The sequence below is a fragment of the Bradyrhizobium sp. Bra64 genome, assembly GCF_024519875.1.
Classification (GTDB): Bacteria; Pseudomonadota; Alphaproteobacteria; order Rhizobiales; family Xanthobacteraceae; genus Bradyrhizobium; species Bradyrhizobium japonicum_G.
Map to the genome: position 1 here is coordinate 226,608 of NZ_JALJRD010000007.1, position 22,618 is coordinate 249,225.

General features: G+C 65.2%; 24 protein-coding genes and 1 tRNA gene. 11 read left to right on the forward strand and 14 right to left on the reverse strand.

Features of this window, described 5'->3' with window-relative positions; translation table 11 throughout:
* Positions 1-42 precede the first annotated feature (42 nt).
* The gene (nikR, locus tag NR187_RS21740) at positions 43-489 is read right to left on the reverse strand and encodes a nickel-responsive transcriptional regulator NikR (protein WP_256807557.1); all 447 of its coding nucleotides are present in this window, start codon (positions 487-489) and stop codon (positions 43-45) included.
* Positions 490-543: 54 nt separating this feature from the next.
* Positions 544-2,982, reverse strand: coding sequence for a heavy metal translocating P-type ATPase (locus NR187_RS21745; RefSeq protein ID WP_256807558.1), 2,439 nt, complete (start codon positions 2,980-2,982; stop codon positions 544-546).
* A 50-nt stretch (positions 2,983-3,032) separates the two neighbouring features.
* On the opposite strand from NR187_RS21745, the gene NR187_RS21750 reads away from it, so the two are divergent.
* Positions 3,033-3,308 carry a metal-sensitive transcriptional regulator gene (locus NR187_RS21750; protein WP_092027570.1) on the forward strand — a complete coding sequence of 92 codons (276 nt, stop codon included), beginning with the start codon at positions 3,033-3,035 and terminating at the stop codon, positions 3,306-3,308.
* A 34-nt stretch (positions 3,309-3,342) separates the two neighbouring features.
* On the opposite strand, the gene NR187_RS21755 is transcribed toward NR187_RS21750, so the two are convergent.
* A complete protein-coding gene (locus NR187_RS21755) occupies positions 3,343-4,317 on the reverse strand; it encodes a YiiX/YebB-like N1pC/P60 family cysteine hydrolase (RefSeq protein ID WP_256807561.1) in 975 nt (324 codons plus the stop codon).
* A 192-nt stretch (positions 4,318-4,509) separates the two neighbouring features.
* Here NR187_RS21755 and NR187_RS21760 point away from each other — a divergent pair, with 192 nt between their 5' ends.
* Complete coding sequence (locus NR187_RS21760; protein WP_211383829.1) at positions 4,510-5,907, forward strand: FAD-dependent oxidoreductase; 1,398 nt, start codon at positions 4,510-4,512, stop codon at positions 5,905-5,907.
* Here the strand turns inward: NR187_RS21760 and NR187_RS21765 are convergent.
* The 4 genes from NR187_RS21765 to pheS all read right to left on the reverse strand — a co-directional run bounded on the left by NR187_RS21765 (position 5,904) and on the right by pheS (position 10,762).
* Complete coding sequence (locus NR187_RS21765; RefSeq protein WP_211383830.1) at positions 5,904-6,674, reverse strand: sulfite exporter TauE/SafE family protein; 771 nt, start codon at positions 6,672-6,674, stop codon at positions 5,904-5,906. The genes NR187_RS21760 and NR187_RS21765 overlap by 4 nt on opposite strands.
* 55 nt (positions 6,675-6,729) lie before the next feature.
* Entirely contained in the window at positions 6,730-9,138 is a 2,409-nt protein-coding gene (gene pheT / locus NR187_RS21770) for a phenylalanine--tRNA ligase subunit beta (RefSeq protein WP_256807563.1), read from the reverse strand.
* A complete protein-coding gene (locus tag NR187_RS21775; RefSeq protein WP_211383832.1) occupies positions 9,135-9,599 on the reverse strand; it encodes an endonuclease domain-containing protein in 465 nt (154 codons plus the stop codon). The genes pheT and NR187_RS21775 overlap by 4 nt, the downstream gene beginning before the upstream one ends.
* An 80-nt stretch (positions 9,600-9,679) precedes the next feature.
* Positions 9,680-10,762, reverse strand: coding sequence for a phenylalanine--tRNA ligase subunit alpha (gene pheS, locus NR187_RS21780; protein ID WP_211383833.1), 1,083 nt, complete (start codon positions 10,760-10,762; stop codon positions 9,680-9,682).
* A gap of 151 nt (positions 10,763-10,913) precedes the next feature.
* Here pheS and NR187_RS21785 point away from each other — a divergent pair, with 151 nt between their 5' ends.
* Positions 10,914-11,339, forward strand: a complete 426-nt coding sequence (locus tag NR187_RS21785; RefSeq protein WP_256807564.1) for a hypothetical protein — start codon at positions 10,914-10,916, stop codon at positions 11,337-11,339.
* An 8-nt stretch (positions 11,340-11,347) separates the two neighbouring features.
* Here the strand turns inward: NR187_RS21785 and rplT are convergent, their stop codons facing one another.
* Positions 11,348-11,707 (reverse strand): 50S ribosomal protein L20, encoded by a 360-nt coding sequence (rplT, locus tag NR187_RS21790; RefSeq protein WP_211383835.1) that lies wholly within the window; start codon positions 11,705-11,707, stop codon positions 11,348-11,350.
* An 81-nt stretch (positions 11,708-11,788) separates the two neighbouring features.
* The gene (gene rpmI, locus NR187_RS21795) at positions 11,789-11,989 is read right to left on the reverse strand and encodes a 50S ribosomal protein L35 (RefSeq protein WP_007598540.1); all 201 of its coding nucleotides are present in this window, start codon (positions 11,987-11,989) and stop codon (positions 11,789-11,791) included.
* A gap of 273 nt (positions 11,990-12,262) precedes the next feature.
* Between rpmI and NR187_RS21800 the strand changes: the two genes are divergently transcribed.
* The gene (locus NR187_RS21800) at positions 12,263-12,667 is read left to right on the forward strand and encodes a hypothetical protein (RefSeq protein ID WP_256807565.1); all 405 of its coding nucleotides are present in this window, start codon (positions 12,263-12,265) and stop codon (positions 12,665-12,667) included.
* A 165-nt stretch (positions 12,668-12,832) separates the two neighbouring features.
* Here NR187_RS21800 and infC read toward each other — a convergent pair whose 3' ends face one another.
* Positions 12,833-13,372 carry a translation initiation factor IF-3 gene (gene infC, locus NR187_RS21805; protein WP_211384211.1) on the reverse strand — a complete coding sequence of 180 codons (540 nt, stop codon included), beginning with the start codon at positions 13,370-13,372 and terminating at the stop codon, positions 12,833-12,835.
* A gap of 248 nt (positions 13,373-13,620) precedes the next feature.
* On the opposite strand from infC, the gene NR187_RS21810 reads away from it, so the two are divergent.
* Together NR187_RS21810 and NR187_RS21815 are read left to right on the forward strand one after the other, a co-directional pair.
* A complete protein-coding gene (locus tag NR187_RS21810) occupies positions 13,621-14,433 on the forward strand; it encodes a carboxylesterase (protein ID WP_256807566.1) in 813 nt (270 codons plus the stop codon).
* A 34-nt stretch (positions 14,434-14,467) separates the two neighbouring features.
* Positions 14,468-14,935, forward strand: a complete 468-nt coding sequence (locus NR187_RS21815; RefSeq protein ID WP_256807567.1) for a nuclear transport factor 2 family protein — start codon at positions 14,468-14,470, stop codon at positions 14,933-14,935.
* Positions 14,936-14,940: 5 nt separating this feature from the next.
* Here the strand turns inward: NR187_RS21815 and NR187_RS21820 are convergent, their stop codons facing one another.
* The 3 genes from NR187_RS21820 to NR187_RS21830 form a co-directional block, all read right to left on the reverse strand.
* Positions 14,941-15,738 (reverse strand): acyl-CoA thioesterase domain-containing protein, encoded by a 798-nt coding sequence (locus NR187_RS21820; protein WP_256807569.1) that lies wholly within the window; start codon positions 15,736-15,738, stop codon positions 14,941-14,943.
* Positions 15,739-15,885: 147 nt separating this feature from the next.
* Positions 15,886-17,073 carry a tRNA epoxyqueuosine(34) reductase QueG gene (gene queG, locus NR187_RS21825; protein ID WP_256807570.1) on the reverse strand — a complete coding sequence of 396 codons (1,188 nt, stop codon included), beginning with the start codon at positions 17,071-17,073 and terminating at the stop codon, positions 15,886-15,888.
* Positions 17,022-17,714, reverse strand: coding sequence for a glutathione S-transferase family protein (locus NR187_RS21830; protein WP_211383841.1), 693 nt, complete (start codon positions 17,712-17,714; stop codon positions 17,022-17,024). The genes queG and NR187_RS21830 overlap by 52 nt, the downstream gene beginning before the upstream one ends.
* 169 nt (positions 17,715-17,883) lie before the next feature.
* Between NR187_RS21830 and NR187_RS21835 the strand changes: the two genes are divergently transcribed.
* Entirely contained in the window at positions 17,884-18,690 is an 807-nt protein-coding gene (locus NR187_RS21835; RefSeq protein WP_256807572.1) for an undecaprenyl-diphosphate phosphatase, read from the forward strand.
* Between the two features lie 46 nt (positions 18,691-18,736).
* On the opposite strand, the gene NR187_RS21840 is transcribed toward NR187_RS21835, so the two are convergent.
* Positions 18,737-19,702: a complex I NDUFA9 subunit family protein gene (locus tag NR187_RS21840; protein WP_256807574.1), complete on the reverse strand. Its 966-nt coding sequence runs from the start codon at positions 19,700-19,702 to the stop codon at positions 18,737-18,739.
* 148 nt (positions 19,703-19,850) lie between these two features.
* On the opposite strand from NR187_RS21840, the gene NR187_RS21845 reads away from it, so the two are divergent.
* The 4 genes from NR187_RS21845 (at position 19,851) to NR187_RS21860 (ending at position 22,440) form a co-directional block, all read left to right on the forward strand.
* Positions 19,851-19,937, forward strand: a tRNA-Leu gene (locus NR187_RS21845).
* A 295-nt stretch (positions 19,938-20,232) separates the two neighbouring features.
* On the forward strand, positions 20,233-20,847 hold the full coding sequence (locus tag NR187_RS21850) for a ribonuclease D (protein ID WP_211383844.1): 615 nt from the start codon (positions 20,233-20,235) through the stop codon (positions 20,845-20,847).
* Between the two features lie 145 nt (positions 20,848-20,992).
* Positions 20,993-21,724, forward strand: a complete 732-nt coding sequence (gene lptC, locus NR187_RS21855; protein ID WP_211383845.1) for an LPS export ABC transporter periplasmic protein LptC — start codon at positions 20,993-20,995, stop codon at positions 21,722-21,724.
* A gap of 5 nt (positions 21,725-21,729) precedes the next feature.
* Positions 21,730-22,440 carry an LptA/OstA family protein gene (locus NR187_RS21860; RefSeq protein ID WP_211383846.1) on the forward strand — a complete coding sequence of 237 codons (711 nt, stop codon included), beginning with the start codon at positions 21,730-21,732 and terminating at the stop codon, positions 22,438-22,440.
* The last annotated feature ends 178 nt before the right edge of the window (positions 22,441-22,618 follow it).

Sequence of the window (22,618 nt, forward strand, 5' to 3'; positions counted from 1 at the left end):
CAAGCAGGGGAGAGGGGAAGTGGACCGTGCTGTCAGTTCGACCTACTCATGCCGATGCCCGTGCTTGCGCACCTTCGCCTGCTTGCCATCCCCCGTCGGGATCATCACCACGCGCCCGTAGCGCACGCCGCGTTCGGCGATGATGTGGTCGGCGAAATGCTTGACCTCGCCGGCGTCGCCGCGCAGGGCGGTCATCTCCATGCAATTGTTGTCGTCGAGATGAACGTGCAGCGTTGCCAGCGCGAGGTCGTGGTGGCCGTGGAATTCCTGCACCAGTCGTTTCGACAGATCGCGCGCGGCGTGGTCGTAGACATAGACGAGGCCGGCGACGCAAGAACCGGTCTGCGCGGTATCCTCACTGCTCTGCTGCAGGCCGGCGCGGGCGAGATCGCGGATGATCTCGGAGCGGTTCTGGTAGCCGCGCGCTTCGGCCGCCGCGTCGATCTCCGCCAGGAGATCGTCCTCGATCGTGATCGTAATCCGCTGCATCAGGTCTTCTCCGCGTACGCCGAATGGAGCTGTTTTACACGGATTTTGCGACCCTCACAGCCGCGTAGCGCGCAACCTCAGCGCATTTCCGACCACGCTGACCGAGGACAGCGCCATCGCTGCTGCGGCGATGATCGGCGACAGCAGGATGCCGAACGACGGATAGAGGATACCGGCGGCGATCGGAATGCCGGCCGCGTTGTAGATGAAGGCGAAGAACAGATTTTGCCGGATATTGCTCATCGTCGCCTGCGACAGTTTTCGCGCGCGCACGATGCCAATGAGGTCGCCCTTCAGCAGGGTGACGCCCGCGCTCTCCATCGCCACGTCGGTGCCGGTGCCCATGGCGATGCCGACTTCGGCCGCGGCCAGCGCCGGGGCGTCGTTGACGCCGTCTCCGGCCATCGCGACGATGCGGCCGGCCTTTTGCAGCCTTGTCACCACCGCGCTCTTCTGGTCCGGCAGCACCTCGGCTTCGACCTCGGCGATGCCAAGCCGGCGCGCCACCGCTTCCGCCGTGGTTCGATTGTCGCCGGTCAGCATGATGACCTTGATGCCTTCGGCAGCTAATGCCTTCAGCGCCTCCGGCGTCGAAGCCTTGACGGGATCGGCGATCGCGAACAGGCCGGCGAGCCGGCCGTCGACGGCCATGTTGATCACCGTGGCGCCGTCGCCGCGCAGGCGCTCGGCCTCGGCGTCGAGCGCTTTGGTATCGATGCCGATCGATGTCAGATATCGCGCATTGCCGAGCACGATGGTTTTGCCGTCGACCTTGCCGGTCGCGCCCTTGCCGGTCGGCGAATCGAACTGCTCGGCTTCGCCAAGGGCGAGCTGCTTCTCCTTTGCCGCGCGCACGATGGCGTCGGCCAGGGGATGCTCGCTGGCGCGCTCGATGCTGGCAGCCATGCGGAGGATGTCATCTTCCGCAAATCCAGCCGAAGGCAGGATCGCGACGACCTTGGGCTTGCCCTCGGTCAGGGTGCCGGTCTTGTCGACGACCAGCGTGTCGATCTTCTCCATCCGCTCCAGCGCCTCGGCGTTCTTGATCAGCACGCCCGCCTGCGCACCGCGGCCGACCCCGACCATGATCGACATCGGGGTCGCAAGGCCAAGCGCGCAGGGGCAGGCGATGATCAGAACGCTGACGGCGGCGACGAGACCGAAGGCGAGCCGCGGTTCCGGGCCGAACCAGGCCCAGGCCGCAAAGGCCGCGATCGCAACGGCAATGACGGTCGGCACGAACCAGCCGGCGACCTGATCGGCCAGCCGCTGGATCGGCGCGCGCGAGCGCTGCGCGTCCGCGACCATCTGCACGATCTGCGACAGCAGCGTCTCGCGTCCGACCTTGTCGGCGCGCATGATGAAGCCGCCCGACTGGTTGAGCGTGCCGGCGATGACTTTTGCGCCGCTCTCCTTGGTGACCGGCATGGATTCGCCCGTCACGAGCGACTCGTCGAGCGAGGAGCGCCCCTCCAGGATGGTGCCGTCGACCGGCACCTTCTCGCCCGGACGAACGCGCAGACGATCGCCGGCGTGGAGCGTCTCGATCTCGACCTCATGCTCGCCACCGTCGGCATCGACGCGGCGTGCGGTCTTCGGCGCGAGCTGGAGCAGCGCCCTGATCGCGCCCGAGGTCGCATCGCGGGCGCGAAGCTCCAGCACCTGTCCGAGCAACACCAGCACGGTGATGACGGCGGCCGCTTCGAAATAAACGGCGACCGCACCCTCATGGGCGCGGAAATTGGCAGGAAAGATCTGCGGCGCGAGCGTGCCGATCAGGCTGTAGACGTAGGCGACGCCGGTGCCCATCGCGATCAGCGTGAACATGTTGAGGTTGCGCGTCAGCAGCGACTGCCAGCCGCGGACGAAGAACGGCCAGCCGGCCCACAGCACCACGGGCGTGGCGAAGACCAGCTGGATCCAGTTGGAGAGGGTCTGGTCGATCCAGTTGTGCGGACCCGCGAGATGGCCGCCCATCTCCAGCACCACGGCCGGCAGCGCCAGCGTGCCGCCGATCCAGAGCCGCCGCGTCATGTCGGCAAGCTCCGGGTTGGGGCCGGTCTCCAGGCTCGCCACCTCCGGCTCCAGCGCCATGCCGCAGATCGGGCAGCTTCCGGGTCCGACCTGGCGAATCTGCGGATGCATCGGGCAGGTGTAGATCGTGCCCGCGGGCATCTCGGGCTCGCTCGCCTTGTCCTTGGCGAGGTACTTGGCGGGATCGGCGCCGAATTTGGTGCGGCAACCGGCCGAGCAGAAATGGAAGGTCTCGCCGTGATGCTCGAACCGGTGCTTCGAGGTCGCAGGATCGACCGTCATGTCGCAGACGGGATCGCGGACTTTTGCGGCAGCGGCGCCGTGGCCGGCATGATCGCCGTGCCCGCCGCAGCAGGAGGAAGCCGCGGGCTTGTCGGCGGGTGGAACAGGCTTGGCGGAGCAGCCGCATCGGGAAGGTGTTTCCGACTGGTGATGGTGCCCGTGCTCGGTGTCGTTCATTGCCTCGCTCCAGCCTTGCAATTTATACCCTAGGGGGGTATATAGGCGGCATGCGCAAGGACATCAAGGCATCTGTCGGAAAACGTCTCGGCCGGATCGAAGGGCAGGTTCGCGGCCTCTCGAAAATGGTCGAGGATGACCGCTACTGCATCGACATCGTGACGCAGATCTCGGCGGTGCGCGCCGCGCTGCGCCGGGTCGAGGAAGAGGTCTTGAAGGACCACGTCGCCCATTGCGTCGAGCACGCGATATCAAGCGGCGACAAGGCCGATCAGCGCGAGAAGATTGCGGAGCTGATGGCGGTGATCGGTCGGGCGGAGCGGTAGGTTGCCGTCATTGCCGACGGTGGAGCGAGGACGGCTATGCCGCCATCTCCTGCGCCCGTCCCCGCGCGCGGTAGATCGCGAGTTCGGTGAGCAGCACAAAATGCTCGGAGAAAGCGACGGCCATCTCCGCCGCCGCTTCGCTCATTACTTCCTCAGCCGGAATTTCATCTTGCGCCGCCTCGTCAACCGCTTCAGGAACGAGCGGCGGCGCACTGATCGCTTCTGGAAACACCCCGAATGAGCCTGCTACCTCCTCGAGCGGCTTTTGCTTGTCGGCCCAGTGCAGGGCTGTGTAGTCGAAGCCGTGCACGATGGTGGGTTTGACGACTTCGAAATAGGGCGAGATGTCGAAGTCGCGGGGCATGTAGAGCGAAGAATCGCGGATGTGCAGGATCTCGCGGCGGGCCGCGCGGCTGCCGGCCTTGGTGATCTTCGGCAGGATCGGATAGCGCACGGCGTCGAACGCCTGCGCGATCAGCGCCGAGCAGATGATCTTGGTGGGATCACCCGAGCCGATCGCGATCATGCGGCGCCGCCAGCGCTGCGGGATCGGCAGCGGAAACAGGAAGCGCATGAGATCGACGATGTTCTTGGTGTCGTAGCCGAAGCCGATGCGGTTGATCGCATAGCGGCAGACGGTGGTGCGGTCCTCGTAGGACAGCCCGACCGGACGGCAAACGCGGGTGTGATAGGGAAAATATTTCGACAGCGGCGCGGAGGTGACGCCTTCGCCGATATTGGCCTCGATCAGCACGTGCGGCTCGCCGTCGGGTTCCTGCGCCCCCTCGATCGGGCCGACATAGAGCGCGCCATGCGACCATGTCGACTGCGTCAGATATTTGATGATGCCGGAGATGCGGTTGTTGCCCTCGACCAGCAGCACGTCGCCGGGTTCGATGACGCCGCGCAGGTGCTCCGGGTCGCTCGGCGTGAACGGCTCGTAGCCCGGCACCTCCTTCGAGAGGTACGCGGCAATCAGCTTGCCGACTGAATCCAGGACCGTCCCCATTTCAAACTCCCCCCGCGGCCTTTTCCGGCCACCTTTTTCCCTTCTCTATCATGGTCGGAACGTGTTGCAATTCGGTTCATCGCTCTGTGAGATCAAGCACGATTGATTCACCATGATGGTTGCCGCGCAACATCAGATACGGCAAGGTTCTCTGGCTGTTCCCGTTCGCCGCAAGTCCCCGGAAACCATGACATGACAATCACGCGCCGCAGCTTCCTATCGGCGTCGGCGGGCCTTGTTGCGATGCCGGTCCTGCGCGCAACCGCCGCACCCCTGCCGCGCGAGGCTGACATCGTCGTGATCGGCGCGGGCGCAGCCGGAATTGCCGCAGCGCGGCGCATCATGGCGGCTAACCGCAAGGTCGTGGTGGTGGAAGCCGCAGGCCAGATCGGCGGGCGCTGCATCACCGACACCACGACCTTCGACACGCCGTTCGATCGCGGTGCACGCTGGATGCACAATCCCGACACCAATCCGATGATCCGGCTGGCCCGCAGTGCTGGGCTCGACGTGCTGCCCGCGCCGTCGGGCCAGAAGATGCGCATCGGCCGCCGCAACGCGCGCGCCGGCGAGACCGAGGAATTTCTGGCGGCGCTGGTACGTGCCAACCGCGCGATCGACGAGGCCGCGCGCGGCAAGCTCGACACCGCCTGCGCCTCGGTGCTGCCGAAGGATCTCGGCGACTGGGCCGGCGCGGCCGAGTTCATGCTGGGTGCGAGCTTCGCCGGCAAGGACCTTAAGGAGTTTTCTGCGATCGACAAGGCGCGTGCCCAGGACCGCAATGCCGCGATCGCCTGTCGCCAGGGCCTCGGCACGCTGATCGCCAGGCTCGGCGAGCAGGTGCCGGTCGCACTGGCGACGCCGGCAAGCCGAATCGCCTGGAGCAATCGCGATGTCAGCGTCGAGACGCAAGCCGGCAAGATCGCCGCGCGCGCCGCCATCATCACGGTCTCGACAAATGTGCTGACATCGGGCGCGATCAAGTTCGGGCCTGACATTCCCAAGCGCACGCTCGATGCCGCCGCGAAGCTCAGCCTCGGCAGCTACGATCACATCGTGCTGCAACTGCCGGGCAATCCGCTCGGCCTCGCGCGCGACGACATCCTCATCGAGCAGAGCAATTCGACACGCACGGCGCTGATGTTCGCCAATATCGGCGGCTCCTCGCTGTGCTCGATCGATGTCGGCGGCTCGTTCGGCCGCGATCTTTCCGAGCAGGGCGAAAAGGCGATGACGGCCTTCGCCAGGGAATGGATCACGAAACTGTTCGGCAGCGAAGTCGCCGCTGCCGTGCAGAAGGCCAGCGCGACGCGCTGGAATGCCTCGCCCTTCGCGATGGGCGCAATGTCGGCGTCCGCACCCGGCGGGCAGCTTTCGCGCAGAATCCTGAGCGAGCCGATCGGCAATCTGTTCCTCGCCGGCGAAGCCACGCACGAGACATTGTGGGGCACCGTCGACGGCGCCTGGGACAGCGGCGAGCGCGCCGCGGATGCGGCCTTGCGCAAGATCGGCGCACTCAAGGACGAGCCGGCCGATGTCCCGACGCAGTCGACGAAGAAGCGGCGCGCGCCGCGGCGGCAGGCCAACTAGCGCAAGACGCCATCCAGCACCGGCAGCCCCGCGATCACCGCCGTCGCGATCAGCGCGTAGCAAATCCCGCGAAACACCTTTTCGCTGGCACGGCCGAACAGCGATGCGCCGAACGCGACGCCGACGGCATAGACCGGGCCGACGATGAGCGAGAGCACCAGCGATTCGCGGCTGATCAGCCCGGTCGTCGCGTAGCTGATCATCGAGAACAGATCCGAGGCGCCGAAGAACAGCACGATGTTGGCGCGCGCGACGATCGGGGCGATGGGACGGCCGAGCCAATAGCCGACGATCGGCGGGCCGCCGGTCTGCGCGAGACCGCTGCAGAAGCCGGAGAGGCCGCCGATGCCGACCGAGAGCCAGGCGTGGTCCTTGCCGCGATAACGCCAGCCCGACAGCAGCAGAAGCAGCAGCGCGGCGACGAAGCAGGAGATGATCCAGCGCGTGGTGACGGGCTCGAGCACGCTGAGGAAATAGGTGCCGACTGGGACGCCGACCAGCGCGCCCAGCACGATCACGGCGGTGGCCTTGCGGTCGGCCTTGCGCCAGGCATCGGGCAGCATCGGCGCGGCCGCGACGAAATCGATCACGAGCAGCAGGGCGGCGACGAGACGCGGCGCCGCGATGCTGCTCGCCAGCGGCATGAAGATCAGCGCCGAGCCGAAGCCGGAGAAGCCGCGCGCGGTGCCCGAAACGAAAGCGACGGCGCAGAGCGCCATCGCAATGGTGAGGCTGACGTCCTTGGGAAGAAAGTCAGTGAGGGTCATGCTCTCGGTTTCTGGAGCATGATGTCATCCGAAAACCGCTTCGCACTTTTCGGCATCATGCTCTCAACGTGCCGCCGGTCTTCTTCGTGACCTCGGCCACGATCTTCGCGGCGACGGCCTCGATCTCCTGGTCGGTCAGGGTCTTCTCGCGCGGTTGGATCGTCACTGCGATCGCGATCGACTTCTTGTCGTCATCGATGCCCTTGCCTTCGTAGACGTCGAACACGTTGACGCCGGTGATCAGCTTCTTGTCGACGCCCTGGGCTGCGCGCACGATGTCGCCGGCCTTCACGGTGCGGTCGACAATGAAGGCGAAGTCGCGCGACACCGGCTGGAATGCCGACAGCTCGATCACGGGCTTGGCGCGGGTCGGCTTCTTCTTTGCTTCGGGCACGCGGTCGAGGATTACCTCGAACACCATCAGCGGACCGTCGGCGCCGAGCGCCTCGAGCGCGCGGGGATGCATCTCGCCGAAATGGCCGAGCACGTTCTGCGGCCCGATCTGGATCGTGCCGGAGCGGCCCGGGTGCAGCCAGGCCGGACCGCCGGCGATGATCTGCAGCGCCTGCATCGGCGCGCCGGCCGCGGCCAGCACAGCGAGCGCGTCGGCCTTGGCATCGAAGACGTCAGCCTGCGCCGAGCCCGACCAGTGCCGGCCGAGACCCTCGGACGACGCAACGCCGCGACGCACGCCGCTTGCCGCCATGAACTGATCCTGCGGCCGATCGCCCTTGAAGATCTGGCCGACCTCGAACAGCGCGACATCGCCAAAGCCGCGATCGGCATTGGCCTGCGCCGCGGCGATCAGGCCCGCCAGCAGGGTCGGGCGCATGTCGGAGAGATCCGCCGCGATCGGGTTGGCGACTTCGAGCTCGCGCTGGCCGCCTCCGAACAGCTTTGCCGCAGCTTTCGTGATGAACGACCAGGTCACCGCTTCGACGATGCCGCGGCCCGCCAGCGCGCGCTTGGCGCGGCGGGTGCGGAGCTGAAGCGGGGTCAGCACGGATTTCCGGGCGTCCTCGCCGCGCTCGAACGGCGTCATCGGCACCTTGTCGACGCCATAGATGCGGACGACTTCCTCGACGATGTCGGCCTTGCCGTGCACGTCGGTGCGCCAGGACGGCACCGCGACCTTCACCACCGGACCCGGGCCCGCCATCATGAAGCCGAGATGGGTCAGGATGCGCTTCATCTCCGGCTGCGGGACCTCGATCCCGGAGAGGCGCTTCACTTCCGTCACCGGGAAATCGATCACGCGGTCATCGCCAAAGGCTTTGCCGACCACGACGTTCTCCGACGGCGTGCCGCCGCACATTTCCATCACGAGTTTCGTGGCGAGCTCCAGCCCGGGCACCATGAAGGCCGGGTCGACGCCGCGCTCGAACCGGTAGCGTGCATCCGAATTGATGCCGAGCTTGCGCCCGGTCTGGGCGATGTTGATCTCGTTCCACAGCGCCGATTCGATCAGCACGTCGGTGGTGGCCTCGTCGCAGCCCGAGGCCTCGCCGCCCATGATGCCGGCGAGCGATTCGACGCCGTGCTCGTCCGCGATCACACAAGTAGCTGGATCGAGATTGTAGCTGCGGCCGTCGAGCGCCAGCAGCGTCTCGCCGTCGCGGGCGCGGCGCACCACGAGATTGCCCTTGACCTTCCTGGCGTCGAACACATGCAGCGGCCGCGCGCGGTCGTAGGTCATGAAGTTGGTGATGTCGACCAGCGCGTTGATCGGGCGCAGCCCGATCGCGGTCAGCCGCTTCTGCAGCCATTCCGGCGACGGCCCGTTCTTGACGCCGCGCACGAGGCGAAGCGCGAAGCCCGGACAGAGCGTCGCGTCCTCGACCGTGACCTTCACGGGGCAGGGGAATTCGCCCTTGATCGGCTTGATGGTCGGGTCCTTGAACTTGCCCATGTCGGCGGCGGCAAGATCGCGCGCGATGCCGTGCACGCCGGTGCAATCCTGCCGGTTCGGCGTCAGATTGATCTCGACCACGGGATCGCCGAGCGCGGCCCATTCGGCGTAAGCAGCGCCGATCGGCGCGTCCGCCGGCAATTCCATGATGCCGTCATGGTCGTTGGAGATCTGCAGCTCGGCCGCCGAGCACAGCATGCCGCGGCTCTCGACGCCGCGGATGGTGCCGACACCGAGCGTGATGTCCTTGCCGGGAATGTAGGTGCCGGGGGCTGAGAACACGCTGACCAGTCCCGCACGCGCATTCGGCGCGCCGCACACGACCTGCACCGGTGCGGCACCGTTCCCGGTGTCCACCATGCAGACGCGCAGGCGATCCGCATTCGGATGCTGCTCGGCCGAGATCACCTTCGCGATGGTGAAAGGCTTCAGCGCCGTCGCCTTGTCCTCGATGTTCTCGACCTCGAGCCCGATCATGGTGAGCTTCTCGGCGAGCCTGTCCAGCGGCTCGTCGGTCTCGAGATGATCCTTCAGCCAGGAGAGGGTGAATTTCATGGCTGTCTGCCTCGGCTCTTGTCGGTGGAATTGCTTTGGTCGGTGTCAGTGTTCCCTCCCCCCTTGTGGGGGAGGGTCAGGGAGGGGGGTGAGCCGCGGGCTCCGGCGGAAGCTGCTTGGCGGATGGCCTCAACAACGCCTTCCAGGTTCGACATCACCTGCTCATTGGTGAAACGAAGAACGCGAAAGCCCTCGGCTGCGAAGAATGCATCGCAACGCTGGTCCATCTTCTGACGCTCTTCGAAATCGTGAGATTCACCATCGACCTCGATGACGAGCTTTGAGGAGAAACAAACGAAGTCAGCGATGTAATTTCCGACCGGCGCCTGGCGTCGGATGCCGACACCGTCCATGCGATTGGCTTTCAAATATCGCCACAGCAGTGTTTCGGCGCGCGTCATCGCCTGGCGAAGCTGCTTCGCCCGGCGGCGTTGACGTTCGCTTACAACTGCGTGCGGCATCCGCGGCTACCCCCCTCCCTGACCCTCCCCCACAAGGGGGGAGGGAACGGAGAGAGCCTTCGTGTGTCCGGGCGCAGCCATCACGAGCTCAGCCCTCCCGCGAGCGTGGGCACTTCGAGCGGCTTGAAGCCGTAATGGGACAGCCAGCGGACGTCGCTGTCGAACAGTTGGCGCAGATCGGCGATGCCGTATTTCAGCATGGCGATGCGGTCGATGCCCATGCCCCAGGCAAAGCCCTGGTATTCGTCGGGATCGATGCCGCAGGCGCGCAGCACGTTCGGATGCACCATGCCGCAGCCGAGAATCTCGAGCCAGTCCTCGCCCTCGCCGAAGCGGATCTCGCCCTTGTCGCGGCGGCACTGGATGTCGACTTCAAGCGACGGTTCGGTGAACGGGAAGAACGAGGGACGGAAGCGCATGTTGATGTGGTCGACCTCGAAGAACGCCTTGCAGAACTCGTGCAGGATCCATTTGAGGTGGCCGAGATGCGAGTGCTTGTCGATGACGAGGCCTTCGACCTGGTGGAATTGCGGCGTGTGGGTCGCATCCGAATCGATGCGGTAGGTGCGGCCCGGGCAGATCACGCGGATTGGCGGCTTCTGGCTCAGCATGGTGCGCACCTGCACCGGCGAGGTGTGGGTGCGGAGCAGCATGCGCGAGCCGTCCTCCTTCGGATGGAAGAAGAAGGTGTCGTGCATCTCGCGCGCGGGATGGCCTTCCGGGAAATTCAGCTTGGTGAAGTTGTAGTCGTCCGTCTCGATGTCGGGGCCTTCGGCGACCGAGAATCCCATGTCGGCGAAGATCGTGGTGAGCTCGTCCCAGACCTGGCTCAGCGGGTGGATGCGGCCGGCCTCAGTCGGCGCATCGCGCAGCGGCAGGGTGACGTCGATGGTTTCGGAAGCGAGCCGCGCATCGAGCGCTGCGGACTTGAGCACGTCGCGCCGCGTGGTGAGCGCCTCGGTGACCTTGTCCTTGGCCTGGTTGATCGCAGCGCCCTGCGTCTTGCGCTCGTCCGGCGACATCTTGCCGAGCGTGGCGAGGAGCGCCGAGATCGAACCCTTCTTGCCGAGGGCTGCGACGCGCACCGCTTCGAGGGCGGCTTCATCGCCGGCGGCGGCGATCTGGTCGAGGATGGATGTTTCGAGCGTTGCGAGGTCGGACACAGTCAAATCCTTGCTGCCAAATTCGGCTGGGTTGTCGCCGCCCGAAGGGCGTAACGTCAAGCAAAAAGCCGGTCATTTCGGGCTGAAGAACGGCTGGGTTGAACCTCACGCGGGGGCCCGGCACCAAGGGGGAAACGAGGAGACTTCCGCGATGCTTTCGAAATCCTGCCTTGAAGTTCTTCTTGCCGCTCTCGCCGTCGTTCTATCCGTCGCCGGGACGCCTGCGCGCGCCATGGTCTGCATGGACAAATCCATGACGCTGGACGAGGTCGCCGACGCCATCAGTGCCCAGAAGAGCTGCGAAAGCGCGATGAAGGTCTTCAAGGATTGCGAATTGACCGCGAGCGGCGACGTCGAGCTCGGTGCCGCCGTCGAGAAGAAATGCGAGGCGGACTTCAAGCCCGGCTTCAACGCCGCGCAGACACAGGCCTACCAACGCGAGATGCGCGTGTGCGACGGCAAGTACCGGAACAAGTCCGGCACCATGTATCTCTCGTTCACTGCATTCTGCCGGGCGGAGGTCGCCCAGCGTTACTCGCAACGCGCGCTGAAGGCTGCGGGCCAGAAGACCCGCTAGCGCAAGCCTCAGGCGGCCAGCGCGGCCTTGGCCTTCTCGGCGATCGCCTGGAACGCCGCGGGCTCGCTGATCGCGAGATCCGATAGCACCTTGCGGTCCACGGTGATGCCGGACTTGGCCATGCCGTCGATAAATCGGCTGTAGGTCAGGCCGAACGGACGGACGGCGGCATTGATGCGCTGGATCCAGAGCGCGCGGAACGTCCGCTTCTTGCGCTTGCGATCGCGGAAGGCGTAAACCAGAGCCTTCTCGACCGCCGGCTTGGCGGTGCGGATGGTGTTCTTGCGGCGGCCGCGGAAACCCTTGGCGGCCTTGTAGACTTTCTTGTGCTTGGCGTGGGCGGTCACACCGCGTTTGACGCGAGACATGACAAATATCCTTCGAAAGATGACTTAGTTTTGGGATCGCCGCGAAAGCTGCGGCGCTGGCGGCAATGATCGTGGACGCGATCAGGCGTTCGGCAAGAAGTACTTCTTGACGTTGTCGCCGTCGGTCTTGAACAGCACGGCCGTGCCGCGCAGCTGACGGATCTGCTTCTTCGTCCGCTTGATCATGCCGTGACGCTTGCTGCGATGGGCGAACATCACTTTGCCGGTGGCAGTCACCTTGAAGCGCTTTTTTGCGCCCGATTTGGTCTTCAGCTTGGGCATTTGGCTCTCCTAATGGCCACAGAAATCCGCCCGCGAAGGCGGCTGGGCCGTCAAAATGCTCTATTAGAGCGTTGATTGTGCTCAGGTTTTTGCGAACTAGCGCAAAACCCGCACGGAACGCCGCCACGGCAGCCCTTAATCAGCCGGGCGATGAAGGCTGGGCTTATGCCAGAGGACAGGCCGATTGGCAACGATGAACCGGCGCAACCTGCCCGGCGACTATCCGGAATCGCGACCTCATGTCCAAGCCTTGTCGCCCGGAGCAGGACCCAAATGGCCCCTTTTTCCCGAATGCTTTCGTCTTTGACCGATGTCGCTCGTCCGCGCCGCCTAGCGCTGTTGGCCGTGCTCGCCGTGGCTGCGTTTCCCTCGACCGCAGATGCCCGCCTCGGCGGATATGACGGCGTCTGGAACGTCACCTTCGCCACCACGCGCGGAAATTGCAGCTCCGGCTACAGCGTCCCCTTCACCGTCACCGGCAGCCGGGTCTCGTCCGCCGGCGGAGGCCGGGTCTCCGGCAAGGTCAATCGCGGCGGCGCCGTCGCGGTCCAGGTTTCCGTCGGGGCGTCCCACGCCACTGGCGGCGGCCGGCTCGCCGGCGTCGCCGGGACCGGCTCCTGGAACGGAATCATCTCCGGCGATCGCTGCAGCGGCACCTGGCAGGCGACGCGGAACTAGTGAGGAAAGCGACCGCCAAGATGGCGATCGGCTGCCTCTCCCGCAGTCGGGAGAAGTTGCAGCGGCGCCTGCGGCTTGCACCTCGCCCAAAACAAAACGGCCCGCCGAGATCCGGACGGGCCGTTGAATTCCTTGGCCTCAAGAGACGGGCCTCAAGAGCCGGTGTCAGCGCGGTGCCAGCACCATGACGACCTGACGGCCCTCGAACCGCGCGTCCTGCTCGACCTTGGCGAGCTCGGCGACGTCGGTCTTGATCTTGTCGAGCAGCTTGGTGCCGATCTCCTGGTGCGCCATTTCGCGGCCGCGATAACGCAGGGTGATCTTGACCTTGTCACCCTCTTCGAAGAACCGCTGCATCGCGCGCATCTTAACTTCGTAATCGTGGTCGTCGATCATCGGGCGGAGCTTGATCTCCTTGATCTCGACGATCTTCTGCCGCTTGCGGGCTTCGGCGGCTTTTTTCTGCGCGGAATATTTGTACTTCCCGTAGTCCATGATCTTGCAGACGGGAGGGCTGACATTCGGCGAGATCTCGACCAGATCCATGCCGGCTTCCTGGGCCATGCGGATAGCCGCGACGGTCTCGACCGTGCCTTTGTTGTCACCGGTCTGATCGATCAGCTGGATCTGCGCATTGCGAATATCGTCATTGATGCGCGGCCCGTCTTTGGCGGCAACGGGCGGGGCTTTATTGGGACGGCGAATGGGTGGTTCTCCAAAGTTGTGAAAGAGGCAGCTATCTTGCAGGAAGATACGTTTGCCGGCAAGCAATTCGCTCGTGCGAGGGGCGAAAAAGCCTCAAATGCGAGGCATTTTGGCCACGCCCGGGCACGCTGACCACATAGACACCTTGCTTCTGTTCCGCAAGCGTCCCAAAGGGCCAATGCCGGTGTCCCAATGCGCCGCAAAGCAGATCCGAGCAGCTCAAACCGCACAGCCAGAGTAAACGTTCCATGACCAACGCAATTCCCGATGCCGTGCTCGACTTCATCGATGTGGGCGAGGGCCAGTCTGCGCGCAGGATCGCGGTGCGCCGCCGCGCGGGCCAACAATCTGGCCAAGGACCCGGGCTGGTCTGGCTCGGCGGGTTCAAATCGGACATGCAGGGCAGCAAGGCCGTTGCGCTGGACGACTGGGCCCGGGCGCAGGGCCGCGCTGTGGTCCGGTTCGACTATTCCGGCCACGGCGAATCCGGCGGCGATTTCGCCGACGGCACCATCGGGTGCTGGCTTGAGGAAAGCGTCGCGGTGGTCGAACGCTTCTGCGACGGCCCGCAGGTTCTGATCGGCTCCTCCATGGGCGGCTGGATGGCGCTGCTGCTCGCGCGTGAGATCGGGAAGCGGCAAGAGAAACCGCAAGCCAAGGCGTCGCTCGCAGGCCTGGTGCTGATCGCGCCGGCACCCGACTTCACCGAGGAGCTGATGTGGAAGAATTTTTCGCCCGCGGTGAAGCAGGAGATCGAGACCAAGGGCGTCTGGATGCGGCCGTCGGATTATGGCGACGGCTCGCCCTATCCGATCACGCGGAAACTGATCGAGGAAGGGCGGAATCATCTGCTGCTCGGCAGCGCGATCGATCTCGGCTGCCCGGTTCGCATCCTGCAAGGCGCACAGGATCCGGACGTGCCCTGGCAGCACGCCTTCGCGCTGACCCATCGCCTGCCGGCCGACGACGTCGTACTGACGATGATCCAGGACGGCGACCATCGGCTGTCGCGCCCGCAGGACATCGCGCGCATTCTTGCAGCGGTCGCCGAGATCGGGTGAAGTGTCTCCAAACGCGAAGCCAGGAGAAACGCCGATGACCAGCGCCGAAATGCTGCGCGCCTTCTGCGATGCCGTCGAGCAGCGCAACGGCCGTGCCTTTGCCGATCTCTTCACCGAGGACGGCGTCTATCACGACGTGTTCTACGGCGCCTTCGAAGGCCGCGAGAAGATCGCCGCGCTGATCGACGACTGGTTCTATCGCACGGCGACCGATTTCCGCTGGGACATGCACGACCCCGTCACCGACGGCACCACGCTCTGTGCGCGCTACACCTTCAGCTACAGATCAACCTTGCCGGAAGCGAACGGCGCGCGGGCGATGTTCGAGGGTGTCGCGATCATGACGCTGCGTGACGGCAGGATCGCTTTCTATCACGAGGTCGCCAACACCGCGCCGGCGTTCGTCGATTTGAAGTTCGCGCCTGAAAGAATCGCGAAGATCGTCGCCAGGCAGGGTGCGGAACTGAAGGCGCGGCCGGAGATGAAGCGGCATCTGGTTTAGCTGCACTACCGCTTCGACGGATTCGCCATCGGCTTGCGTTGCGCCAGGGCTGCGACCGTGGCGGTGCCGATCGGGCCCTGTTCGTCGTAGAGCCAGCATTCGCCGACCGCCACGCCATCGGTGGCCTGGTGGTTCACCACGTCGAAGCCGATCCAGTTCGTCACCGGCAGGCGGTGCAGATAGATCGTGACGTCGCTGTTGATGTAGCCGAGCCCCTTGTCGCCGGCGTTTGCAAACGGGCTGGCGAAGTCGGCTCCAACAGCGACATGGACGAAGGGCGTCATCGGCACGCCCGCGACCAGCTCGCGCACCTCGCTCATCCAGAGCCGGCGCGGACCCAGCGAGCCCATATGGCCGACGATCGGCCGTGTCGTCCATTTGCCGTTCAAGCCGAGCCGCGGATCGGTCGGCTTGGGGATGTCGGCCGGTTTCGGCACGTCCCAGTTCGGCGGCGACCAGACGTTGCCGTCCGGATTCTGCGTCCGCCGCAACAGCTGGCACGAGGCGCGTGCCATGCTGACGCCGCCGGACAGGAACTCCGCTTCCACCACGCGGATGCGCAAGCCGTCGCGCACCAGCCGCGTCGTCACCTCGATCGGCTTGTCGATGGTGGGAAGCCGAAACATGTCGACGGTCAGCCGCGCCGGCACCAATTCCGGGCCCGAATGGCGCTCCTCGATGGCGAAGCCGAGCAGGCCGACGATGACGCGTCCGTGCAGCGATTTCGGATCCCAGGGACCGTTGGCGACTTCCGTCGGATGGAATGTATCGCCCTCGCGGGTGAAGAAAGGCATGTTTGTCATGGCCCGCGAGCTTGAAGGAAGCGGCGGGGAAATCAAGATGCTCAACCCTCATGGTGAGGCGCGCGGCACGCGCGTCGCGAACCATGAGAGCCCCGCTGCTGCAGCTTGGCCCGCATCCTTCGAGACCCGCGCGAAGACGCACGCTTCTCAGGATGAGGGTCGGGAAGCTGCCCGCCACTCCTCATGCACGCCGTCGTCGCGCTCGCTGTTCATCGCGGCAGACTTGATCGCCTCGAACTCATCGCGCGACAGCAGCTGCGCCAGCGCCCACACCGCCGCGCAGCGCACCAGCGGACTCGCGTCGTCGAGCAATCGCCGCGCCTCCTCAGCCAGCGCCGCATCGCCGGAATTGCCGATCGCGATCAGCACATTGCGCAGAAAGCGGTCGCGGCCGATGCGCTTGACCGGCGACTTCGTGAACAGCGCACGAAACGAAGCGTCGTCGAGCCGTGCGAGCTCGGCAAGACCCGGCGCGCGCAATGCCTCGCGCGCGGCGAGCTTTGCCTCGCGGCCTTCCTGCGCGAACTTGTTCCAGGGACACGCGGCGAGGCAATCGTCGCAGCCATAGATGCGGTTGCCGATGGCCTTGCGGAATTCGCGCGGGATAGGTCCCTTGTTCTCGATGGTGAGATACGAGATGCAGCGCCGCGCATCGAGCTTGTAGGGCGCGGGAAATGCCGCGGTCGGGCAGATGTCGAGACAGGCCCGGCACGAGCCGCAATGATCGATCTCGGCCGGGTCGCGCGGCAGCTCCAGCGTGGTGTAGATCGCGCCGAGAAACAGCCAGGAGCCGAACTCGCGCGAGACCAGATTGGTGTGCTTGCCTTGCCAGCCGAGACCCGCGGTCTGCGCCAGCGGCTTCTCCATCACCGCCGCGGTGTCGACGAACACCTTCACCTCGGACGGTGCGGCCGCGACCAGCCAGCGCGCCAGCGCCTTCAGGCGCTTCTTGATGAGGTCGTGATAGTCGTCGCCCTGCGCATAGACCGAGATCGCCGCGCGCGTTCGCTGCTTCAGGATCGCGAGCGGATCCTGGTCGGGGCCGTAATTGACGCCGAGCATGATGACGCTGCGCACGTCCTGCCACAGCCCGCGCGGATCGACGCGGCGCTCCGGCTGCGCGGCGAGCCAGTCCATGTCGCCATGGCCGCCCGATGCGATGAATTCGAGGAAATGCTGTCCGGCGCTTTCGATCGTGCCTGGTACCGTTACGCCGATGCAGTCGAAACCGAGCGCGCGTGCCTCGTTGGCCAGCGCTGCCTTCAGTTCAGTCGGGTCGGAGTTCAGAAGTCGAGGTCCACGTAGGTCCGCGATGCCGGCACGCCCGCCAGCCATTCGCTCAGCAGCGGACGGAACGACGGGCGGGATTTCACCCGCGCGTACCACGCCTTTGCTGCGTCGTCCTCGCTCCATGGCACGTCGCCCAGATAGTCGATCGCCGAGAGATGCGCCGCGGCGGCGAGATCCGCGTAGGTGAGCCGGTCGCCGGCGAGGAAGTTACGCGTCTGCGCCAGCCAGCCGATATAGGCCAGATGATAGCGCACGTTTGCCTTCGCTGCGCGCATCACGTCGGCCGAGGGCGCGCCGCCGCCATTGTCCTCGCTCATGAAGCGCTTGTAGATGCGCTCGGTGACGAGCGGGTGTGAGACTTCCTCGAAGAACTTCTCGTTGAACCAGGCCATCAGCCGGCGCACCTCGACGCGCTCGCCGATCGTTTCCGGCATCAGCCGCTTGGGGCCCATGTCGTGCCCATAGGACTCGTCGACATATTCGGCGATGATCGCCGCGCCCGGGATAGGCGGCTGCTCGTCGTCCACCAGCACGGGCGTCGCGCCCGCCGCATTGAGCAGCAGAAAGGCTTCGCGCCGCTCCCAACTGCGCTCTTCAACCAGCTTCAGGTCGAGCCCGTATTCTCCCGCGATCAGGCGGATGAACCGCGAATGCGGACAGAACGGATGATGAAACAGCGTAAACATGAAGCCTTTGACTATTTGATGGTGCTTAAGAATCCATCAATGTTTGTGCGGCGCCACACTAGTCCTTCAAAACCGCGAAGCAAGGGTGCGATGCCGCATTTTGCGATTGCGGGAAAGAGGCGGATGGGCGAGAAGAGCCCCGTTTTTCCAGCGGAAATGGACCGTAAATATGTCAGATGCAATACGGGCAGTGATCCTCGGCATCATCGAGGGTGTGACCGAGTTCCTTCCCGTGTCCTCGACCGGTCACCTGCTGCTTGCGGAGCGCTTCTTCCATCTCGGCGAGGGCGCGTTCTGGGATTCGTTTACGGTTCTGATCCAGCTCGGCGCGATCCTCGCGATCGTCGTGTTGTACTTCAAGAAATTGTGGGACGTCGCGATCGGCATGTTCACGGGCGACGCCCATGCGCGCCGCTTCGTGATCGGCGTGCTGGTGGCGTTCCTGCCCGCTGTCATCGTCGGTCTCGTCGCCGGCAAATACATCAAGAGCATGCTGTTCAATCCATGGGTGGTCTGCTTCTCGCTGATCGTCGGCGGCGCCATCCTGCTCTGGGTCGATCGGCTCGATTTCAAGGCGCGTGAGCACGACGCCACCCGGTTTCCGCTGCTGATGTATCTCTATATCGGCATCGCTCAGTGCGTGGCGATGATCCCGGGCGTGTCGCGCTCCGGCGCCAGCATCGTGGCGGCGATGTTCCTGGGTGCCGACAAGCGCGCGGCGGCGGAGTTCTCGTTCTTCCTCGCCATCCCCACCATGATCGGCGCGTTCGCCTACGATTTCTACAAGAACCGCTCCGAAATGACGATGGACCACATCGGCGTCGTCGCGATCGGCTTCGTGGTGTCGTTCATTACCGCGATCATCGTGGTGAAGACGTTTTTGTCCTACGTCACCCGCCACGGCTTCGTGGTGTTCGCCTGGTGGCGCGTCATCGTCGGCACGCTCGGCCTGATCGCGCTGGCGCTCGGCCGCTAGAGGTCGAACGGGCCGCCGCGCCCGCGAACGGCGAGGCGAAGAGACCCTACGCGCTCTTGCGCTGGAATTGCCCGGCGGCGCGGAAGCGCCAGAGATATTGCGGGGCGATGGCTTCCATCGAATCGGCGGTGATGCCGAGACCTTCCAGCGTCAGGCCGGCGGCCTTGGCCGCATCCGACACGACATTGTCGCGCTCGAGCAGCGTGACCTGGTCAGGCGTCAGCTTGAACGCGCCCGGCGCGAATTGCAGGAAGTTGGCCTTGAAGCGGGCGAGCCCGAACGGCAGCGGCACCAGCATCCGCTCGCGGTCGGTGATCTCCAGGATGGCTTCGATGATCTCGCGCATGGTCAGGACTTCCGGCCCGCCGAGCTCGTAGGTCGCGCCCGGCCTGGCCTTGCCGTCGACGGCATCGGCGATCGCGGTGGCGACGTCGCCGACATAGACCGGCTGCATCCGGGTCGTCCCGCCGATCAGCGGCAGCACCGGCGACATCCGCGCCAGCGCCGCGAAACGGTTGGTGAACTGGTCCTCGGGGCCGAACACCACGGAGGGACGGAAGATCGTCGCCGACGGCACCGCGGCCAGCACCGCGGCCTCGCCGGCCGCCTTGGCCCTGGCGTAGTGCGAGGGCGATTCCGCGTCGGCGCCGATCGCCGAGACGTGCACCAGGCGCGCACCTGCCGCAGCGGTGGCCTTGGCCACGGCCTCGGCGCCCTTGGCCTGCACCGCGTCAAACGTCTGCGCGCCGCCCTCGGCGAGGATGCCGACCAGGTTGATCACGACATGCGAATCACGCAGCGCCGCCTCGACCGAGGCCGGATAGCGCAGGTTGGCCTGGACGGTGTGGACCTGCCCGACCTTGCCGGAGGGCTGGAGGTATCCGGCTAGTTCCGGCCGCCGCACCGCGACCCGGACCCGATAGTCGCGCCGGCACAGCGCGCGGACGACATTCCGGCCCAAAAACCCCGATCCGCCGAAAACCGTGACGAGAGTTTCCAGATTCGATGCCATGGGATCCATTCCTGCGGGAAGACTGCGTGTTATCAGGCTTGTATCGGGCCGGTTTGCGATGCGCAATCCGCATCCCCAGCCCGGGGCACGCATGAATTGACAACGGCGTCACTGAACCGTAGTAACCGCCTCCGTGCCCAACCGGCATGCCCAGGTGGTGGAATTGGTAGACGCGCTGGCTTCAGGTGCCAGTGGCTTAACGGCCGTGAAGGTTCGAGTCCTTTCCTGGGCACCATCTTTGGCACTGTTTCCCGTTCGATTCTCCCCTTGGGGGATGCTCCGCACGGTGTGCCGCAGTGTCGCGACGTCTTGTCGTAAGGTCTTGGTCGCAACGTCTTGATCGTAAGGTCTTGATCGCACCGCGACATGCGCGATGCGATCGACGTCGTCGCTTTTTTCACCCGTTTGATCTGGTCGCTCCGTCGCGGACGCCCGTGCTTGCGCGGCCGGGCTGCAATGGGTACATCGCGGGCAATCCGAATTAGCCTATTGTTCCGACGCAACCGATTCGCTCGAGGTTTTGAAACGCCATGACCGTACGCCTGCATCGCGGCGACCTGCCGGACCTCTCCCGCTATACCGGAGCGGTGGCGATCGACACCGAGACCATGGGCCTGAACCCGCACCGCGACCGGCTCTGCGTGGTGCAGCTCTCGCCCGGCGACGGCAGCGCCGACGTGGTGCAGATCCCCAAGGGCCACACCGATGCGCCGAACCTGAAGGCCCTGCTGGCCAATCCCGCCAACACGAAAATCTTCCACTTCGCGCGGTTCGACGTCGCAGTGCTGTACCAGACCTTCGGCGTCATGACCGGGCCGATCTACTGCACCAAGATCGCCTCCCGCCTGACCCGCACCTATACCGACCGCCACGGCCTCAAGGACCTCGTGCGCGAGGTGCTCAATGTCGACCTCTCCAAGCAGCAGCAATCCAGCGACTGGGGCGCCGACAGCCTGACCGAGCCGCAGCTCGCCTACGCCGCCTCCGACGTGCTGCATCTGCACGGCTTGCGCGAGCGGCTCGATGCCATGCTAGTGCGCGAGGGCCGCGCCGCGCTGGCAAAGGCCTGTTTCGACTTCCTGCCGACCCGCGCCTTGCTCGATCTCCAGGGCTGGGCCGAAGAGGACATTTTTGCGCATTCCTGAGCGGTTCGGCCGGCTGCTGAGGCGAGTTGCCGCCCCGTTTCGGACACTTTCGTAACGGCCTGTCGCTGGCTGCATGTTTGGGCGTTGCCAGCTACAATGGGGCGACCTTCAACCGGACACGGCGAGCGACACCTCAGGAGCCCAGGTGAATTCGGCCCATAATCCCACCTACGACGCCGCGCTTGCGGCGAAGTTTGCCAGCGCGGCGCGCCACAGCCGCCTGGTGCGGATTCTGCGCATTGCCGTGCCGGGCGCGGTGCTGTTGTCCCTGGCCGCCATCCTCGGCGTCTCGATCTTCAATCCGTTCCGCATGCTGATGCCGAAACTGCCGCTCGATTCCGGAAACATGGTGGTGTCAGGCACCAAGATCACGATGGAATCGCCGCACATGGCCGGCTTCACCCCGGACCAGCGGCCCTACGAGCTCTGGGCCAAGACGGCAACGCAGGACATCACCGATCCCGATCACGTCGATCTTCACGACCTGCGCGCCAAGGTGCTGATGGAAGATCAATCCACCCTGTTCCTGGACGCCCGTACCGGCCGCTTCGACAACAAGCAGCAGCAGCTCGACCTGCACAAGGACATCTTCCTGCGCACCTCGACCGGCTACGAGGCGCGGCTGAACTCCGCCTTCGTCGACATGGGCAAGGGCACGGTCTCCTCGGACGAGCATGTCGACGTCAAGCTGACCAACGGCACGCTGACCGCCGATCGGCTGCGGATCACGGAAGGCGGCGACGTCATTCGCTTCGAGGGCAACGTCGTGATGCACCTGGACAAGCTGGACGACCCCGCCGTTCAGCCTGCACCGCCCGAGCCCGCGCCGCCGGTGAAGACGCGTACGCCCCAGAACAAGTCTGCCAATTCAAAGTGATTTTCATGGCTCCTTTTTTCTCGCGCAACGATAACAAGCGGCGCGCCATCGGCAGCGTCGCCGCGCTCGCCGTCGGCGTCGTGCTGGCCGGTGCGGCAACCGCGCAGAGCACGATGCAAGGCGTGCCGAACGCGATGCAGGGTTTTTCGCAGAACCGCGACCAGCCGATCCAGATCGAAGCCGCCTCGCTCGAGATGCGCGACAAGAAGAAGGAAGCGACCTTCTCCGGCAATGTGAAGGTGATCCAGGGCGACACCACCATGACCTCGAAGACGCTGGTGGTGTTTTACGAGTCCGGCGGCGACAAGCCCGCCACGCCGCAGCCTGCGTCTGCCAAGGGTGCGAAGTCCGCGCCGATTCAGTCGGCGACGCCGGGTCCGGGCGGCAGTTCCTCGATCAAGCGGCTGGAAGCGCGCGGCAATGTCGTCGTTACCCAGAAGGACCAGGTGGTGACGGGCGAGACCGCCGTGTTCGACACCAAGACCAACCTCATCACCATGCTCGGCGGCGTGGTGCTGACGCAGTGCAAGAACGTGCTGCGCGGCGACCGGCTGGCGGTCGACATGACCACGGGCGTGTCGCGTGTGGAATCCGACACCGGCCGGGTGCAGGCACTGCTGCCGCAGGGCGCCGGCAGCGAGTGCGGATCCGGCAGCCCGGCCAAGCCCGGCCCGGGCGCGCCTCTGCAATTGCCCGGCGCAAGTAAACCAAAGTAACTTCAATAAGTTGGGCTGACGCCTCCCGATCCGAGGTTGAAGCTTGGCCGGCGAGACTGTATTTACCGCGAAGGGCTTTCGAAGCGGGGTCCGCCGCTTTTCGGGCGTGTTTCACTGGGCATGAGACATTCCTCAACTCATGCTGCGTCGGCAAAACGAAAGGCCGGCGCGGCAGATC

Coding starts and splice junctions, on each gene's coding strand:
- NR187_RS21860 (WP_211383846.1), top strand. CDS start 21,730: ATGGCTCCTTTTTTCTCGCGCAACGATAACAAGCGGCGCGCCATCGGC.
- NR187_RS21810 (WP_256807566.1), top strand. CDS start 13,621: ATGACCAACGCAATTCCCGATGCCGTGCTCGACTTCATCGATGTGGGC.
- NR187_RS21850 (WP_211383844.1), top strand. CDS start 20,233: ATGACCGTACGCCTGCATCGCGGCGACCTGCCGGACCTCTCCCGCTAT.
- NR187_RS21785 (WP_256807564.1), top strand. CDS start 10,914: ATGCTTTCGAAATCCTGCCTTGAAGTTCTTCTTGCCGCTCTCGCCGTC.
- NR187_RS21840 (WP_256807574.1), bottom strand. CDS start 19,702: ATGGCATCGAATCTGGAAACTCTCGTCACGGTTTTCGGCGGATCGGGG.
- NR187_RS21830 (WP_211383841.1), bottom strand. CDS start 17,714: ATGTTTACGCTGTTTCATCATCCGTTCTGTCCGCATTCGCGGTTCATC.
- NR187_RS21760 (WP_211383829.1), top strand. CDS start 4,510: ATGACAATCACGCGCCGCAGCTTCCTATCGGCGTCGGCGGGCCTTGTT.
- NR187_RS21765 (WP_211383830.1), bottom strand. CDS start 6,674: ATGACCCTCACTGACTTTCTTCCCAAGGACGTCAGCCTCACCATTGCG.
- rplT (WP_211383835.1), bottom strand. CDS start 11,707: ATGTCTCGCGTCAAACGCGGTGTGACCGCCCACGCCAAGCACAAGAAA.
- pheT (WP_256807563.1), bottom strand. CDS start 9,138: ATGAAATTCACCCTCTCCTGGCTGAAGGATCATCTCGAGACCGACGAG.
- NR187_RS21815 (WP_256807567.1), top strand. CDS start 14,468: ATGACCAGCGCCGAAATGCTGCGCGCCTTCTGCGATGCCGTCGAGCAG.
- NR187_RS21750 (WP_092027570.1), top strand. CDS start 3,033: ATGCGCAAGGACATCAAGGCATCTGTCGGAAAACGTCTCGGCCGGATC.
- NR187_RS21835 (WP_256807572.1), top strand. CDS start 17,884: ATGTCAGATGCAATACGGGCAGTGATCCTCGGCATCATCGAGGGTGTG.
- NR187_RS21755 (WP_256807561.1), bottom strand. CDS start 4,317: ATGGGGACGGTCCTGGATTCAGTCGGCAAGCTGATTGCCGCGTACCTC.
- NR187_RS21800 (WP_256807565.1), top strand. CDS start 12,263: ATGGCCCCTTTTTCCCGAATGCTTTCGTCTTTGACCGATGTCGCTCGT.
- nikR (WP_256807557.1), bottom strand. CDS start 489: ATGCAGCGGATTACGATCACGATCGAGGACGATCTCCTGGCGGAGATC.
- NR187_RS21745 (WP_256807558.1), bottom strand. CDS start 2,982: ATGAACGACACCGAGCACGGGCACCATCACCAGTCGGAAACACCTTCC.
- NR187_RS21775 (WP_211383832.1), bottom strand. CDS start 9,599: ATGCCGCACGCAGTTGTAAGCGAACGTCAACGCCGCCGGGCGAAGCAG.
- rpmI (WP_007598540.1), bottom strand. CDS start 11,989: ATGCCCAAGCTGAAGACCAAATCGGGCGCAAAAAAGCGCTTCAAGGTG.
- NR187_RS21820 (WP_256807569.1), bottom strand. CDS start 15,738: ATGACAAACATGCCTTTCTTCACCCGCGAGGGCGATACATTCCATCCG.
- queG (WP_256807570.1), bottom strand. CDS start 17,073: ATGGCTGGCGGGCGTGCCGGCATCGCGGACCTACGTGGACCTCGACTT.